The organism is Streptomyces paludis (assembly GCF_003344965.1).
Lineage (GTDB): Bacteria > Actinomycetota > Actinomycetes > Streptomycetales > Streptomycetaceae > Streptomyces > Streptomyces paludis.
In genome coordinates this window covers 6,929,851-6,944,891 of the sequence record NZ_CP031194.1, presented here as the reverse complement: position 1 = coordinate 6,944,891, position 15,041 = coordinate 6,929,851, and the positions used below count along the sequence as shown (strand labels likewise).

Below are 15,041 nucleotides of genomic sequence, written 5' to 3'. Positions count from 1 at the left end.
CCGGCCATCCGGCTTTCAGGCGCCGGCCGGTTTCGCGTACGTCCCGTAGCCGACCCAGTCGATCACCACGCACGGCGTGTCGCCGAGCACCCAGGCGTCATGGCCGGGTGCCACGGAGACGAAGTCGCCGGGGCCCGCCTCCAGCGCGTCGCCGTCGTCCATGACGATCTTGATCCGGCCGCTGATGACATAGCCGGTGTGGGCGGCTTCGCAGCTGTCCGTTCCGGCGATGGGCTTCACATGCTGGGACCAGCGCCAGCCCGGCTCGAAGACCGCGCGGCCGACCGGCCCGTTGTCCGTGTCGATGACGTCCAGCCGGCCCATGCCGCCCTCGAACGGACGGGTCTCGTCGGGTTCGTCGAAGTTCACGCACATCATTTTCCTGGACATGAGGCGCGTCATCCTGATCAGCCTCCTGGCTGGGTGCGACCCACCCCCGGGCCCGCTTTCCAGCGTACGCCGCACGTCGTACGGCGCGCGGGGGCGCCGGCTCAGCCCTGGTGATCCGCGTGGCCGGCCGGCGCGTCCGCCGTACCCGTATCGGCCGAGCCGCCCGCCGCCCTGTGGTGGGGCTCGTAGCCCGGGATCGTGCCGTCCGGCCGGGCGACCAGGAAAAGGCCGGCCATGCCCATGTCGGAGTGGCTCTGGACATGACAGTGGTACATCCAGGCGCCGGCGCCGCCGCGCTCGCCCGCGATGATCTGGAAGCCGAAGGAGTCGGCCGGTCCTGTGATCTTGTTGTCGATCACCCGGCTGGGGTCGTCGGGGCCGGTGAGCAGGCCCGTCCGGTTGTCGGCCCAGCGGTGACCGTGCATATGGAACGTGTGGTAGAACTCGCCGTGCGTGATCATGATGATCTCCACCCGGTCCCCCACCGTCGCCTCGAAGTCGGGGCTCTCCGCGGCGGGTTTGTTGTTGATCGTCATGTCGTTGAAGACGATGGTGAACTGCTTGTCCGGCAGGATGTCGCCCTTCCTGCGCACGACGAGTCCGCCGTAGAGGCCCCTGCGGATGCCGCCCGTGCCGTGGTCCGTGCCGACGACATGGTCGTGGTAGTGCCAGTAACCGGCGCTGCCCGGCTGCCAGGTGCCGTCGGCGCGGGGGCCCGGGGCGTGGGTGCGCCAGGTGTAGGTACGGGTGGCGCCGGGCTCGACATGGCTGCCGCTCATCCGGGTGCCGTCGTTGGCGATGTCGTAGTCGACGCCGTGGACATGGAGGCTGACGGGGATGGTCGTGGTGTTCTCGAACTCGATGTGGACGGTGTCGCCCTCGTTCAGCTCGATCAGCGGCCCGGGGATGGACGCCTTGCCGCGTTCGAAGCCGTAGCCCAGCTGCCCGTTCGGCAGGGTCTCGGCGAACATTCTGAGCCGTCGGACCTGGCCGCCCGCCGGGGCGGTCCTCGGCGGGGTGTCCGCCGCCGTCGCCACGTTCGCCCCGGGGGTCGCGGCCGAGGCGAGTGACAACGATGTCGCCCCGGCACCGGCCGCCGCCACCGCGCCTCCCGCCAGTAGTCGCCGGTTGAAGCTCCGCCTGTCCATCGCCATGCCGAACTCCCCGGTTTCGTGCGGAGGTTGACGGGGTGCGGCTGACCCCGGTGACGGCGACACCGTAGTCCAGGGATCCCCGTTTTTCCACACTCAGGACAAAGTTCAGAGGATTCCGGTCGTATCTATTGGCGAGTTGGCGAAAGAGGTCTAGCTTCAGGCGCTGTTGCTCCGAACCAACCGAACCAATCGTTTCTTTGGCCAGAGAAGGGGTGGGTGAACACATGCAGCGCACACCACATCACCGGTCGGGATCGCCTCGGTCCAGACGGGCGACAGCCGCGGCCCTGGTGGCCGGCACCATGGCGGCGTCCCTGCTCGGCGGCACGGCCGCCACCGCCGATCCGTCCCCGAGAACAGCCTCGACAACGTTGTCCATCGCCTCGCCGCCCGGCGGCGAGAACGTCAAGGTCCTTGTCTTCCACGCCTCCGCCTCCGAGGAGTCGCCGGTCGTCGACGCGGGGATCGAGGCCATCGAGTCGATCGGGCTGACGGGTCCGCTCGCCGGCCGGTTCACGACGGAGGCCACGGCCAACCCCGCGGTCTTCACCAACGCGAGCAGGCTCAGCGGCTACAACGCGATCGTCTTCCTCACCGGCGGCGGCGATGTGCTCGACCCGGCGCAGGAAGCGGGGCTGGAGTCGTATGTGAAGGCCGGCGGCGGCTTCCTCGGTCTCCACGAGGCGGCCAGGACCGAGCCGTACTCCGACTGGTTCACCGGGCTGATCGGCGCCCGGCCGACCGGCGCCCCCAGCACCGTCCAGCGCGCGACGGTCGAGGTCGGTGACCGCGTCCACCCGGCCACCAAGAGCCTCCCGCAGGAGTGGAAGCGCTCCGACAAGTGGTTCAACTGGTCGCAGAACCCGTCCGGTTCGGTGCACACCGTCGCCCGGGTCAGGGAGACCACCTACAAACCCGGCACCGGGGCCAACGGGGTCGACCACCCCGTCTCCTGGTGCCGTGACTACGACGGCGGCCGGTCCTTCTACACCGCCATGGGCGGTACGGCCGACTCGTACGCGGAGACCGACTTCCGCGCCCATCTGCGCGGCGCCCTCCAGTGGACCACCCGGGTCTCCGCCGCCGACTGCAAGGCCACCATCGACGCCAACTACCGGGCGGAGCGCGTCACTCAGCCCAACCAGCCGGGGCAGCAGGACCAGATCGGCGAACCGCACGGACTGGTCACCGCGCCCGACGGCCGGGTGCTCTACATCGGCCGCGGCGGCGGCGCCGGCGGCGCCCCGGTGATCACCGACTGGGACGACCCGGACATCGGCAAGGGGCTCGGCCAGATCCATGTCTACGACCCGCGGACCAAGGCGGTGACGCTCGCCGGCGCCCTGACGGTCTTCGGCAACAAGGGCGGCGGCGGCGAACTGGTCAAGGTCGAGGAGGGGTTGCTCGGTATCGAGCTGGACCCCGCCTTCACCTCCAACGGCTGGGTCTATCTCCACTACACCCCGCACACCGGGCTCGACCGCGACAAGCGGATCGCCGAACGGCGCGTCTCCCGCTTCACCCTGAACCGTACGACCAACCGGCTGGACCTCACCTCCGAGAAGGTCCTGCTGAAGTGGCCCGTACAGGTGCACAGTTGCTGCCACTCCGGCGGCGGTATGGCCTTCGACTCGAAGGGCAACCTGTACATCGCGACCGGTGACAACAACTCGTCTCAATTCAGCGACGGTTACTCCGGCAACAACCCGGTGCCGGCCTACAAGGGCGTCTCGTTCGCCGACGCCCGCCGCACCTCGGGCAACACCAACAACCTCAACGGGAAGATCCTGCGCATCCACCCGGAGCAGGACGGCACCGCCACCCTGCCCGAGGGCAACCTCTTCACGGGCAAGGAGCAGGCCGAGGGCGGTGGCAAGACCCGCGGCGAGATCTATGTGATGGGCGTACGCAACCCGTCCCGGATCTCGATCGACAAGCAGACCGACACCCTGTACGCGGGCTGGGTCGGCCCCGACGCGGGCTCCCCGTCCACCACCTGGGGCCCGGCGAAGTACGAGTCGTTCGCGGCGATCACCAAGCCGGGCAACTTCGGCTGGCCGTTCTGCATGGGCAACAACCAGCCCTACCGGGACCGTAATCTGCCCGATCCGACCCGGCCGCTCGGCTGGTACGACTGCGCCGCGCCGAAGAACGAGTCCCCCAACAACAACGGCCTGGTGAATCTGCCGCCGGTCACCCCCACCAATATCTGGTACTCGCCGCAGGGCGGCGGTCCGGACTTCCCGCGCGACGCCAACGGTGTCCCCAGCTACCGCGCCGACCAGGGCACCTTCCTGCTGCCGTGGCTCAAGGGCGGCGGCCAGGCGGCCATGGACGGCCCGCTCTACCGCTACGACCCGAACAGCAACAGCGCCGACAAGTGGCCCGAGTACTGGGACGGCAAGTGGTTCATCGGTGACTTCTACGACGCGGACAATCCGCGCCACGCGGTGCTGATGGACCCGAAGACCCTGGCGAAGGGCGGGCTGCCCACCTCCGCCGACACACTGAAGAGGATCATCCCGGTCGGCCAGGGCGGGATCCGCAATCTGATGGACTGGAAGTTCGCCCCGGACGGCTCGCTCTACGTCCTCGACTACGGGCGCGGCTTCTTCAACTCCGACTCGCAGTCCGCGCTGTGGCGTGTGACGTTCAAGGGCGGCGCGCCGACCCCGGCGGCCAAGGACCTGGTCAGAAAGGCGGCACAGTGAGACAGCGCGTGAGGGATCCGTACCGGCTCCGGGCGGTGCGCCTGTGGACGGCGCTGGTGGGCACACTGGTGCTGCTGCTCGGGCTGACCTCGACGGCGGCGTACGGCCGTACCGGCGACGGTACGGGCGGGACCGCGAGCGGCGCCGAGGACCGGGCGACGGCCGCCGCGCAGGTGCTCACCTGGACCGCCGGTGACTCCATCGACCACTATCTCACCTTCCCCACCACGGCCGAGGCCGGTCCCGCGACAATCGTCTTCGAGAACAGCGTGGCCACCGGCAACACCCTCGGGATGCCGCACACACTGACCTTCGATGTGTCCGATCCGCGGTACAACAACGACGTCCAGCTGAACATCCTGGCCAACCCCGGTGACAGCAACGGCGGCAAGTACACCACCGAGGTCACCCTGACCCCGGGCACCTACCGCTACCACTGCGTCATCCCGGGCCACGGCCTGATGACGGGCACGCTCACCGTGACCGAGGCGGGCGGCGGGGACGACACCGAGGCGCCGGAGACCTCGGCCGCGGTCACCGGCCAGCGGAACGCCGACGGCGCGTACGTGGGCTCCGCGACGGTGACCGTGTCGGCGTCCGACGCCGGTTCCGGTGTGGCGACCACCGAGTACGCGCTCGGGGCCGACGGGCCGTGGCAGCCCTACATCAACCCCGTGGTGGTCGACCAGGTCGGCGAGCACACCGTCCGCTACCGCGCGACCGACCGGGCGGGCAACACGGCGGCGGAGAAGTCCGTCTCCTTCACCGTGGTCGCCCCGCCCACCGACGACACCGCGCCGCCGGAGACCTCGGCGACGGTGAGCGGCGAGCGGGACGGCGCGGGGAACTATCTGTCGATGGCCACGGTCACCGTCACCGCGTCGGACACCGGCTCGGGCGTCAACACCATCGAGTACGCGCTCGGCGCCTCCGGTGCCTGGCAGCCGTACACCGCGCCGGTGATGGTCCACGCGCTCGGCGCACACACCGTCCGCTACCGCGCCACCGACCGCGCGGGCAACATGGCCGCCGAGAAGTCCGTCTCCTTCACCGTGGTCGCCCCGCCGGTGAAGGACACCACACCGCCGGTCACCGGCGCGGTGGTGACGGGCGACAAGAACGCCAACGGCGCGTATCTCACCAGCGCCCGGGTGACCCTCACGGCAACCGACACCGAGTCGGGCGTGGACCGGATCGAGTACTCCCTCGACGCCGGCCCGTATCTCGCCTACACCGCGCCGGTCATCGTCGACCGGGTCGGCTTCCACACCCTCTCCTACCGGGCGACGGACAAGGCGGGCAACACCTCGCCGGCCCAGCAGGTGTCGTTCACGATCGCCCAGAGCGGCGGCGTCCCGGCCCCCAACTGCCCTGAGTTCGACGAGCGGTTGACGGTCTTCGTCGGTACGGTCGACACGGGCGTGCCCAACCGGCTGACCCGTAACCGGTGCACGATAAACGAGCTGATCGAGGACGAGCGCGAGTGGACCTCACAGGCCCTCTTCCTCAAGCACGTCGACGCGGTGCTCGACAAGCTCCTCACCGACAACGTCATCGACGAGCGCGAGCACGCGAGGATCGCCGAGGCCGCCCGGGACTCCCGGATCGGCACCCCGGGCCAGACCGAGGGCTACCGCGATCTCTTCGACGGCTCGGCCGCCTCCCTCGGCAAGTGGGCACAGGTCGGCGGCGGCAGCTTCGCCCTCTCCGGCGACGGCGCGATCACCAGTAGCAGTACGGTCGCCGGCATGGGCATGCTCTGGTTCCCGCAGCGCAAGTACGGGGACTTCTCGCTGAAGCTCCAGTTCCGCGACGACGCCCCGGGCAACGGCAACGCCAACGCCGGTGTCTTCGTCCGCTTCCCGTACGTCCACAACCACCCGGAGGAGTCCCGGCCCGAGTGGGTCGCCATCAACTACGGCCATGAGATCCAGATCCTCGACCGGCCGGACGGCGACCTGTACAAGACCGGCTCCATCTACGGCTTCGACCGCGTCGGCCTCGGCGGCGCCGGAGTCACCCCGAAGGGCACCTGGAACGACTACGAGATCCGCGTGGTCGACCAGCACTACGAGATCCTGCGCAACGGCGTCCTGATCAACGAGTTCGACAACTTCGGCGGCCAGGACTTCTACCCCGCCCGAGCCGGCGACCCAGGCACCGACGGCCGCCGCTACGCCACCGGCTACATCGGCCTCCAGGTCCACGGCACAACGGACGTCATCTCCTACCGCAACATCCGCATCAAGGAGCTGTAACCGCCTTCCCCGGACGGCCGGTTACCCGGCCCAAGGGATGAACTCCGCCCCGCCGGCTCCCGTCCGGCGGGGCGGAGTGCCGTCTCCCGTACCGCGGTTACTTCTCGTGCCGGGCCCGGCTCGGTTGGACGCGTTTGGGTTCGCCGGGCATTTTGGGGTAGTCCGGGGGGTACGGCATGTCGCTCGGGCCGTGGTCGTGGTCGTGGCGGTCGGCCAGTTCGAGCAGGCCGTTCAGGGTGTGGCGGTGCTGGTCCATGTCCGCGTGTACGTCGCCGAGTTCGGCGTAGCGTACGGGCATGGTGGCCAGGTCGAAGTCGCGTGGGGTCACCTCGTCCAGTTCGTCCCAGCGCAGGGGGGCGGAGACCGGGGCGTGCGGGTGGGGGCGGATGGAGTAGGCGCTGGCGATGGTGCGGTCGCGGGCGGTCTGGTTGTAGTCGACGAAGATGCGTTCGCCGCGTTCCTCCTTCCACCACGCGGTGGTGACCCGGCCCGGCATACGGCGCTCCAGTTCGCGGCCGACGGTGATGGCGCAGCGGCGTACCTCGGTGAAGGTCCAGCGCGGTTCGATGGGGACGAAGACGTGCAGGCCCCGGCCGCCGGAGGTTTTGGGCCAGCCGGTCAGGCCCAGTTCGTCCAGGAAGGCGTGGAGTTCGTGGGCGGCCCTGACGGCGTCGGCGAAGTCGGTGCCGGGCTGGGGGTCGAGGTCGATGCGCAGTTCGTCGGGGTGGTCGGTGCGGTCGCCGCGGACCGGCCAGGGGTGGAAGGTGAGGCAGCCGAGGTTCGCGGCCCAGAGGACGGCGGCGGGCTCGGTGGGGCAGATCTCGTCGGCGGACCGGCCGCTGGGGAAGTCGATACGGGCGGTGGGGATCCAGTCGGGCAGGTTCTTGGGCGCGCGTTTCTGGAAGAAGGACTCGCCCTCGACACCGTCCGGGAAGCGTTCGAGGGTGGTGGGCCGGTCGCGCAGGGCGCGGGTGATGCCGGGCGCGACGGCGAGGTAGTAGCGCGCGACATCCAGCTTGGTGAAGCCGCGCGCCGGAAAGTAGACCTTGTCGGGGCTGGACAGCCGTACGGTCCGGCCGTCCGCCTCCAGCTCCACCGCCTGACCCGCTCCCGATCCCATGGGGGCCACGCTAGGCCGGGTGGGCGCGGTGCGCATATCGGGCGCGCGGCGGCGGTCCCGGGGACAATCGGGGGCATGGATCTTCCGGTCATGCCTCCCGTGAAACCCATGCTCGCCAAGTCCGTGGCCGGTATCCCGCCGGGGATGCAGTACGAGGCCAAGTGGGACGGTTTCCGGGCGATCGTGTTCCGGGACGGCGACGAGGTGGTGATCGGCAGCAGGACGGGGAAGTCGCTCGCCCGCTACTTCCCCGAGCTGGTCACGGCCCTGCGCGCCGAGCTGCCCGAGCGGTGTGTGGTGGACGGCGAGATCGTGGTCGTCCACGGCGACCGGCTGGACTTCGACCGGCTGAGCGAGCGGATCCATCCGGCGAAGTCCCGGGTGGAGCTGCTGGCCGTCAGCACGCCGGCCAGCTTCGTCGCGTTCGATCTGCTCGCCCTCGGGGACGCCTCGCTGCTCGATCTCCCGCAGGTACGGCGCCGGGAGGCGCTGGAGGCGGCGCTGACGGGCGTCCGGCCGCCGGTCCATCTCGCGCCCGCCACCACGGACCCGGCGCTGGCGGCGGTGTGGTTCGAGCGGTACGAGGGCGCCGGGCTCGACGGGGTGGTCGCCAAGCCGCTGGATCTGCCGTACCGCCCGGACACCCGGTCGATGTACAAGATCAAGCACGAGCGGACGGCGGACGCGGTCGTCGCCGGGTACCGCCCGCACAAGAGCGGTCCCGTGGTGGGGTCTCTGCTGCTGGGGCTGTACGACTCCGCCGGTGTCCTCCAGCATGTCGGGGTGTGCGCGGCCTTCTCCCTGCGCCGCCGGGCCGAGCTGGCCGAGGAGCTGGCCCCGCTGCGGATGGAGACGGCGGCGGGCCACCCCTGGGCGGCCTGGTCGGAGGAGTCCGCGCACGAGAGCGCCCGGCTGCCGGGCGCGCCGAGCCGCTGGTCGGGCACGAAGGACCTGTCCTGGCTCGCGCTGCGGCCGGAGCGGGTGTGCGAGGTGGCGTACGACCATATGGAGGGCGACCGGTTCCGGCACACCACGCAGTTCCGCCGGTGGCGTCCGGACCGTACGCCGGAGAGCTGTACGTACGCGCAGTTGGCGGAGCCGGTGGGGTACGACCTGGCGGAGGTGCTCGCGCGCCGGAGCGTTTGACGACGGTCCGCCGGGGCGTGTGACGGCGGCCCGGCCGGCGTGTGACGGTCCGGCGGGGCGTTTGACGACGGTCCGGCCGGCGTGTGAAAGGTCCGGCGCGTGGTTCAAACCCGGTGGAGTCCCCTCTCACCAGTACGGACTCCCCCACATGCGCCCGGCAGTGCCGAATGTGACCGTGCAAGGGTGACAACAGCCAGCGACACCACCGCCGCCCCGGTGCCGGTCTCCGCGTCCGCCCCGGCGCCGCCCGTGCTCGACAAGCGGCAGCGGAACATCGTCTTCGCCACGATCATGCTCGGGATGCTGCTCGCCGCGCTCGACCAGACCATCGTCGGCACGGCCCTGCCGACGATCGTCTCGGACCTGGGCGGCGCGACACACATGTCGTGGGTGGTCACCGCGTATCTGCTCGCGGAGACCGTCGCGACCGTACTGGTGGGCAAGTTCGGCGATCTCTTCGGCCGGAAGCTGATCTTCCAGATCTCGGCGGTCGTCTTCATCACCGGTTCGTTCCTCTGTGGCCTCTCCACCAGCATGACCCTGCTGATCGGCTGGCGCGCCGTCCAGGGCATCGGCGCCGGCGGGCTGATGGTGACGGCCATGGCGCTGATCGCGGATGTCATCCCGCTGCGCGAGCGGGGCAAGTACCAGGGCGCGATCGGCGCGGTCTTCGGGGTGGCCACGGTGGTGGGGCCGCTGCTCGGCGGGGTGTTCACGGACAATCTGAGCTGGCGCTGGTGCTTCTACGTCAATGTGCCGATCGCCATCGCCGTGGTCATCGCGGCGGCCCGTACCATCCCGGCCGTCAAGGCGGTGCGGCGGCCCGTCATCGACTATCCGGGTATCGCGCTGGTGGCCGTCGGGGCGAGCGCCCTTATTCTGGCGACGAGTTGGGGCGGCAACGAGTACGCGTGGGGATCACCGGTCATCCTCGGGCTCTTCGCCGGCGGGGTCGTCGCGCTCGTGCTCTTCTGTGTGGTGGAGACGCGCGCCGCCGAACCGATGCTGCCGATGCGGCTGTTCGGCAATCCGGTGTTCGGGGTCTGCTCGGTGCTGAGCTTTATCGTCGGGTTCGCGATGCTCGGCGCGCTGACGTATCTGCCGACGTATCTCCAGTACGTGGACGGCGACTCGGCGGTGGTCTCCGGGGTACGGACGCTGCCGATGGTCATCGGGCTGCTGGCGGCGTCGGTGTTCAGCGGCAATGTGGTCAGCCGTACGGGGCACTACCGGATGTTCCCCGTAGTCGGCTCGCTGGTGATGGGCGCCGGGCTCTTCCTGCTGTCGCGGATGGGGCCGGGGTCGGGGGTGTGGCGGGAGTCGGGGTCCATGCTCGTCCTGGGGCTGGGGATCGGGCTCTCCATGCAGGTGCTGACGATCGCCGTGCAGAACACGGTGGCGTACGCGGACCTGGGCACGGCGACCTCGGGGGTCACCTTCTTCCGTACGCTGGGCAGCGCCTTCGGGACGGCCGTCTTCGGCACGATCTACGCCAACTCCCTGACGCCCCGGCTGCGGACGGGGGTGGCGGAGGCGGTGCGGGCGGGCGGCCCGGGCACCGACGCGTCGGCGGTGGCCAAGGCCGCGCAGAGCCCGCAGGGGGTGCACGGGCTGCCGGCGGCGCAGTCCGGACCGATCGTCCAGGCGTACGCGGACACGCTGCACACGGTGTTCCTGTGGACGGTGCCGGTGGCGCTCGTGGGGTTCGTGGTGGCGCTCTTCCTGAAGCAGGTGAAGCTGCACGACTCGGCGCGGGCCGGTTCCACGGACATGGGCGAGGGGTTCGCCCAGCCCGGTTCGGGCGACTCGGCCCGGCTGCTGGAGCTGTCCGTGGCGAAGATCCTGCGGTCGGCGCGCGGGAAGGAGGCGCGCGCGATCATGGCGTCGGCCGATACGCGGCTCGACATGGCCGGGGCGTGGGCCGTGATGCAGGTCGAACTGTTCACCCGGATGGTCGGCCACGCGACCCTGGGGCTGATCGCGGGCCGCCACCGGGTGCCGCCCGAGGTGCTGCTGCCGGTCTTCGACCGGATGGTCGACGAGGGCTATCTGAGCCGGACGGGGAACATGCTCGCGCACACGGAGGCGGGCGGCCGGGAGGCCGCGGTGATCACGGCGGCCTGGGGGCACTGGCTGAGCGAACGCCTGGAGGCCGACCGGGGCCGCCCCAGCAGTACGGAGCTGCGCGGCGCCGTGGACGCGATCGCGAAGCGGCTGCTCGCGGAGGACCTGGCCCATGACCTGCCGGGCGACCGGGGCCTCAGCACGTCGGGCGCGACGCTCTCGACGACGCGCTGAGCGGACGGGGCGGCGGAGTCGTACGTGGTCCTCGGCCCTGTCTCCGCCCCCGGCCGTTCACTCCGGGAAAGTGCCGTCCACGTACACCCACGCGCCCCCGTACCGCTCGAAGCGGCTCCGCTCCAGCAGTTCGCCGTCCCGGCCCCCTTCGCGGAAGCGCGCGCGGAAGGTGACCGTACCGGCCGGGTGGAAGGCGCTGCCGCCGGTGGTCTCCAGGATCTCCAGGCCCGTCCAGCGCGTCCCGGGGTCCAGGTCCAGCCGGGCGGGCCGGGTGGCGGGGGCCCAGGTGCGCAGCAGATACGGCGCGTCCAGGAGCGCGAAGGCGCTGTAGCGGGAGCGCATCAGCAGCTCGGGCGTGGGCGCGGCGGCGGCTCCGGTGTGGAACCGGCCGCAGCACGCGCCGTACGGCTCGCCCCGGCCGCAGGGGCAGGGCCCGGCGGGCGCGGTGGGCGGGGTGGGCGTAAGGGCGGCCGTACCGGGAGCGCTGCGGGCGCTGGTGCGGGTACGGGCGGTACGAGACGTGCGGCGGGCCATGGCGCCATTCTCCCCCGCGGCGGACCCCGCGGCGGACCCCGTGCCGAACCCCGCTCCGGACCCCACGCCGGACCCCGCGCGGCCCCCCGGTTTCGCGGTCAGTGCTGCGCGCGGTGGCCCAGCCGCGCGGACAGCGCGCCCGCTCCCTTGACCGCGAGCTGGGCCAGCTCCTCCTCGCGGGCGTCGCTCCAGCGAATCATCGGTACGGAGATGGAGAGGGCGGCGACGACCCGGCCCACCCGGTCGCGTACCGGCGCGGCCACACAGCTGACGTCAGGGTTGGACTCGCGGTGCTCGACGGCGAAGCCGCGCTCGCGGATACCGGCCAGCTCGGCGCGGAGGGCCTCGGGATCGGTCAGGCTCGCGGGGGTCATCGCGATGAACTCGTGGCCGGCGATCCGGGCTTCGAGGTCGGCGGGCGGCAGCGAGGCCAGCAGCATCTTCCCCACCGACGTGCAGTGGGCGGGCAGCCGGCGCCCGGCGGCGGAGACCATCCGGACCGCGTGGGTGGAGTCCACCTTCGCGATGTAGATGACGTCCGTGTCCTCCAGGATCGCGACATGGACGGTCTCGTCACAGGTCTCGGCCGTCTCCCGGGCGACCTGCCGGCCCTCGGCGGCGAGGTCGAGCTGCTCGGCGTACCGGCTGCCGAGCTGGTACGAGCGCACACCGAGCCGGTAGCGGCCCGGCTGGCCGGGCACGGGCGCGAGATAGGAGCGGGCCGCCAGCGTGGTGAGCAGCTCGTGCACCGTGGTGCGCGGAAGCTGGAGTTTGCGAATGACATCGGGCGCGGAGAGCGTGCCGTCGCCCTCCAGGAACAGTTCGAGTATGTCCAGGGCCCGCGTCACCGCGGGGACCAGCCGGCCCACGAGCGACCACCCACCCCTCTTGTTCGGTACTTCGGCCATCGGCCGACATGACGAACACAGGCTAACCGGTGCACTACCCATTGACACCCCTCCGGCAGCCTGAATACCGTCACGCCACGATTTCGAACGTGTGACGAAATACCGAACGACCCGAACACCGAACCGAACACAGCCCCATCGCACCCTAGGGACACCGCCTTGCGCATTACGGGAATCAGCACGCATGTCGTCGGTACGCCGTGGCGTAACCTCACCTACGTCCTGGTCCACACCGACGAGGGCCTCACCGGAGTCGGCGAGACCCGGATGCTCGGCAGGACCGACGCGCTCGTCGGGTATCTGCGCGAGGCGGAGGCCAACCACCTCCGGGGCTCCGACCCCTTCGCGGTCGAGGACCTCGTCCGCCGGATGAAGTACGGCGACTACGGGCGGGCCGGCGAGATCGTGATGTCGGGCATCGCGGTCGTCGAAATGGCCTGCTGGGACATCAAGGGCAAGGCGCTGGGCGTGCCGGTCTGGCAGCTGCTCGGCGGCAAGGTCACCGACCGCGTCAAGGCGTACGCCAACGGCTGGTACACCACCGAGCGGACCCCCGAGGCGTACCACAAGGCCGCCGAGGCGGTCGTGGCGCGCGGTTACCGGGCGCTGAAGATCGACCCGTTCGGGACCGGCCACTTCGAGCTGGACCGGCAGTCGAGCAATGAGGCCGTGGCGCTGATCGAGGCGGTACGGGACGCGATCGGCCCGGACGCCGAGCTGATGCTGGAGATGCACGGGCGGTTCAGCCCGGCCACCGCGATCCGGCTGGCCCGCGAGATGGCGCCGTTCTCCCCGGCCTGGCTGGAGGAGCCGGTGCCGCCGGAGAACCTCAAGGCGCTCGCGAAGGTCGCCGGGAAGGTCGATCTGCCGATCGCGACCGGTGAGCGCATCCACGACCGGATCGAGTTCCGCGAGCTGTTCGAGTCGCAGGCCGCCGACATCATCCAGCCGGACGTGGGCCACATCGGCGGCATCCTGGAGACACGGAAGCTGGCCGCCACCGCCGAGACCCACTACACACTGATCGCGCCGCACAACGTGGGCGGCTCGGTGCTGACCGCGGCGAGCCTCCAAGTCGCCGCCTGCACGCCGAACTTCAAGATTCTTGAGCACTTCAACGACTTCGCGGACGCGGAGATCAAGAAGGTGGTCAAGGGCGCGCCGCAGGTGGACCCGGAGACCGGCTGCTTCGAGATCTCGCACGCCCCCGGGCTCGGTGTCGAGTTCGACGTGGAGGCGGCGGCCGAATTCCCGCAGCAGCGCGCGCGGTTCGACCTGTGGGCCGAGGGCTGGGAGAAGCGCGACCCGAAGGCGGACCGGTGAGCGACGGACCCGCGAGCGGCGGACCGGTGGGTGACGGGCCGGTGAGCGGCGGACCCGCGAGCAGTCGCTCCATCGTCGTCGAACGGCCGGGCGCGCACCGGCTCGTGACGGCCGCCGTGCCGGAGCCGGGACCCGGCGAGGTACGGGTACGGGTCTTCGCGGCCGGTGTCTGTATGAGCGACCGCGAGGTGTACGACGGCCGCCGCGACGCGGCCTATGTGCGCTACCCGGTCACCCCGGGGCACGAGTGGGCGGGCACCGTGGACGCGGTCGGCGCGGGCGTCGACCCGGCCCTGGTCGGCCGCCGTACGGTCGCGGAGGGCTTCCGGGCCTGCGGTTCCTGCGCCCGCTGCCGGGAGGGCGAGACCTCGCTGTGCGAGGGCGGTTACGAGGAGACGGGCTTCACCGTGCCCGGCGCCTTCGCCGACCATCTCGTCGTCCCGGCCCGGCTGCTGCACCCGCTCGCCGATGACGCAGATCTGCGCGCCGCCGCCCTGCTGGAGCCGGCCGCGGTGGTGGCCGCCGCCGTCCGGGCCGGCCGTCCGGAGCCGGGCGAGCGGATCGCGGTGGTCGGCGCGGGCACCCTCGGGCTGCTCGCCGTACAGCTGCTCGCGGCCTCCTCGCCCGGCGAGCTGACGGTGATCGATCCGAGAACTCAACGAACCCTCCAGGCACAGGAGTTCGGGGCGACCGGAGTGGGTACACCGGAGGAGTCCAAGGAGCTGCACGGGCGGTACGACCTGGTCGTGGAGACGGCCGGGGCGCCCGCCACGGCGGCCTCCTCGTGCCTGCTGGCGCGGCGCGGCGGCCGGGTCGTGCTCACCGGGATGTTCACCCCGGGGGCGGCCGGGATCGACCCGGTCCACCTGTCGTTCCAGCAGCTGACGGTACGGAGTGTCTTCGGCGCGCCGTCCAGCGCCTGGGACTTCGCGGTACGGGCCTTCACGGCGGGGATCCTCACCCCGGGGCCGCTCGTCACGCACGAGTTCCCGCTGGAGCGGTACGGCGAGGCCGTGGCGCTGGTCGGCGGGGGCGATCCGGGCACGGGGAAGGTGCTGCTGCGCCCCTGACCGTACGGCGGGCTCCCGTCCGTCGCCCGTCGTCGCCGTACCCCGCACCACTCACGCACCGCCCGTTCCGCCCGAGCACCGCCCGCCTCACCACGCACCACCGGCACCACGCACCACCCGTACAACGCA

General features: G+C 71.1%; 11 protein-coding genes. 6 read left to right on the top strand and 5 right to left on the bottom strand.

The window, feature by feature from the left end; translation table 11 throughout:
* Positions 1 to 15: 15 nt before the first annotated feature.
* Complete coding sequence (locus DVK44_RS30655; RefSeq protein WP_408055419.1) at positions 16 to 375, bottom strand: cupin domain-containing protein; 360 nt, start codon at positions 373 to 375, stop codon at positions 16 to 18.
* Between the two features lie 116 nt (positions 376 to 491).
* The gene (locus tag DVK44_RS30650; RefSeq protein WP_114665541.1) at positions 492 to 1,538 is read right to left on the bottom strand and encodes a multicopper oxidase domain-containing protein; all 1,047 of its coding nucleotides are present in this window, start codon (positions 1,536 to 1,538) and stop codon (positions 492 to 494) included.
* 230 nt (positions 1,539 to 1,768) lie between these two features.
* Between DVK44_RS30650 and DVK44_RS30645 the strand changes: the two genes are divergently transcribed.
* Positions 1,769 to 4,255 carry a ThuA domain-containing protein gene (locus DVK44_RS30645; protein WP_114663881.1) on the top strand — a complete coding sequence of 829 codons (2,487 nt, stop codon included), beginning with the start codon at positions 1,769 to 1,771 and terminating at the stop codon, positions 4,253 to 4,255.
* A gap of 35 nt (positions 4,256 to 4,290) precedes the next feature.
* Complete coding sequence (locus DVK44_RS30640) at positions 4,291 to 6,513, top strand: OmpL47-type beta-barrel domain-containing protein (protein ID WP_408055418.1); 2,223 nt, start codon at positions 4,291 to 4,293, stop codon at positions 6,511 to 6,513.
* Positions 6,514 to 6,610: 97 nt separating this feature from the next.
* Here the strand turns inward: DVK44_RS30640 and ligD are convergent, their stop codons facing one another.
* Positions 6,611 to 7,633, bottom strand: a complete 1,023-nt coding sequence (ligD, locus tag DVK44_RS30635) for a non-homologous end-joining DNA ligase (RefSeq protein WP_181957568.1) — start codon at positions 7,631 to 7,633, stop codon at positions 6,611 to 6,613.
* Between the two features lie 75 nt (positions 7,634 to 7,708).
* On the opposite strand from ligD, the gene DVK44_RS30630 reads away from it, so the two are divergent.
* Together DVK44_RS30630 and DVK44_RS30625 are read left to right on the top strand one after the other, a co-directional pair.
* Complete coding sequence (locus DVK44_RS30630) at positions 7,709 to 8,779, top strand: ATP-dependent DNA ligase (RefSeq protein ID WP_114663878.1); 1,071 nt, start codon at positions 7,709 to 7,711, stop codon at positions 8,777 to 8,779.
* Between the two features lie 183 nt (positions 8,780 to 8,962).
* Positions 8,963 to 11,077 (top strand): MDR family MFS transporter, encoded by a 2,115-nt coding sequence (locus tag DVK44_RS30625; RefSeq protein ID WP_114663877.1) that lies wholly within the window; start codon positions 8,963 to 8,965, stop codon positions 11,075 to 11,077.
* Positions 11,078 to 11,134: 57 nt separating this feature from the next.
* Here DVK44_RS30625 and DVK44_RS30620 read toward each other — a convergent pair whose 3' ends face one another.
* A complete protein-coding gene (locus DVK44_RS30620) occupies positions 11,135 to 11,611 on the bottom strand; it encodes a YchJ family protein (protein ID WP_114663876.1) in 477 nt (158 codons plus the stop codon).
* A 98-nt stretch (positions 11,612 to 11,709) separates the two neighbouring features.
* Positions 11,710 to 12,480: an IclR family transcriptional regulator gene (locus tag DVK44_RS30615; protein ID WP_114663875.1), complete on the bottom strand. Its 771-nt coding sequence runs from the start codon at positions 12,478 to 12,480 to the stop codon at positions 11,710 to 11,712.
* A gap of 198 nt (positions 12,481 to 12,678) precedes the next feature.
* Between DVK44_RS30615 and DVK44_RS30610 the strand changes: the two genes are divergently transcribed.
* Both DVK44_RS30610 and DVK44_RS30605 read left to right on the top strand, forming a co-directional pair.
* Positions 12,679 to 13,842, top strand: a complete 1,164-nt coding sequence (locus DVK44_RS30610) for a mandelate racemase/muconate lactonizing enzyme family protein (protein ID WP_114663874.1) — start codon at positions 12,679 to 12,681, stop codon at positions 13,840 to 13,842.
* Positions 13,843 to 13,883: 41 nt separating this feature from the next.
* Entirely contained in the window at positions 13,884 to 14,912 is a 1,029-nt protein-coding gene (locus DVK44_RS30605) for a zinc-dependent alcohol dehydrogenase (RefSeq protein WP_114665540.1), read from the top strand.
* The last annotated feature ends 129 nt before the right edge of the window (positions 14,913 to 15,041 follow it).

What these genes read in the sequence shown, in the direction of transcription:
- DVK44_RS30655 (WP_408055419.1), bottom strand. Translation starts at nt 375, where the DNA reads ATGTGCGTGAACTTCGACGAACCCGACGAGACCCGTCCGTTCGAGGGC.
- DVK44_RS30650 (WP_114665541.1), bottom strand. Translation starts at nt 1,538, where the DNA reads ATGGACAGGCGGAGCTTCAACCGGCGACTACTGGCGGGAGGCGCGGTG.
- DVK44_RS30645 (WP_114663881.1), top strand. Translation starts at nt 1,769, where the DNA reads ATGCAGCGCACACCACATCACCGGTCGGGATCGCCTCGGTCCAGACGG.
- ligD (WP_181957568.1), bottom strand. Translation starts at nt 7,633, where the DNA reads ATGGGATCGGGAGCGGGTCAGGCGGTGGAGCTGGAGGCGGACGGCCGG.
- DVK44_RS30630 (WP_114663878.1), top strand. Translation starts at nt 7,709, where the DNA reads ATGGATCTTCCGGTCATGCCTCCCGTGAAACCCATGCTCGCCAAGTCC.
- DVK44_RS30620 (WP_114663876.1), bottom strand. Translation starts at nt 11,611, where the DNA reads ATGGCCCGCCGCACGTCTCGTACCGCCCGTACCCGCACCAGCGCCCGC.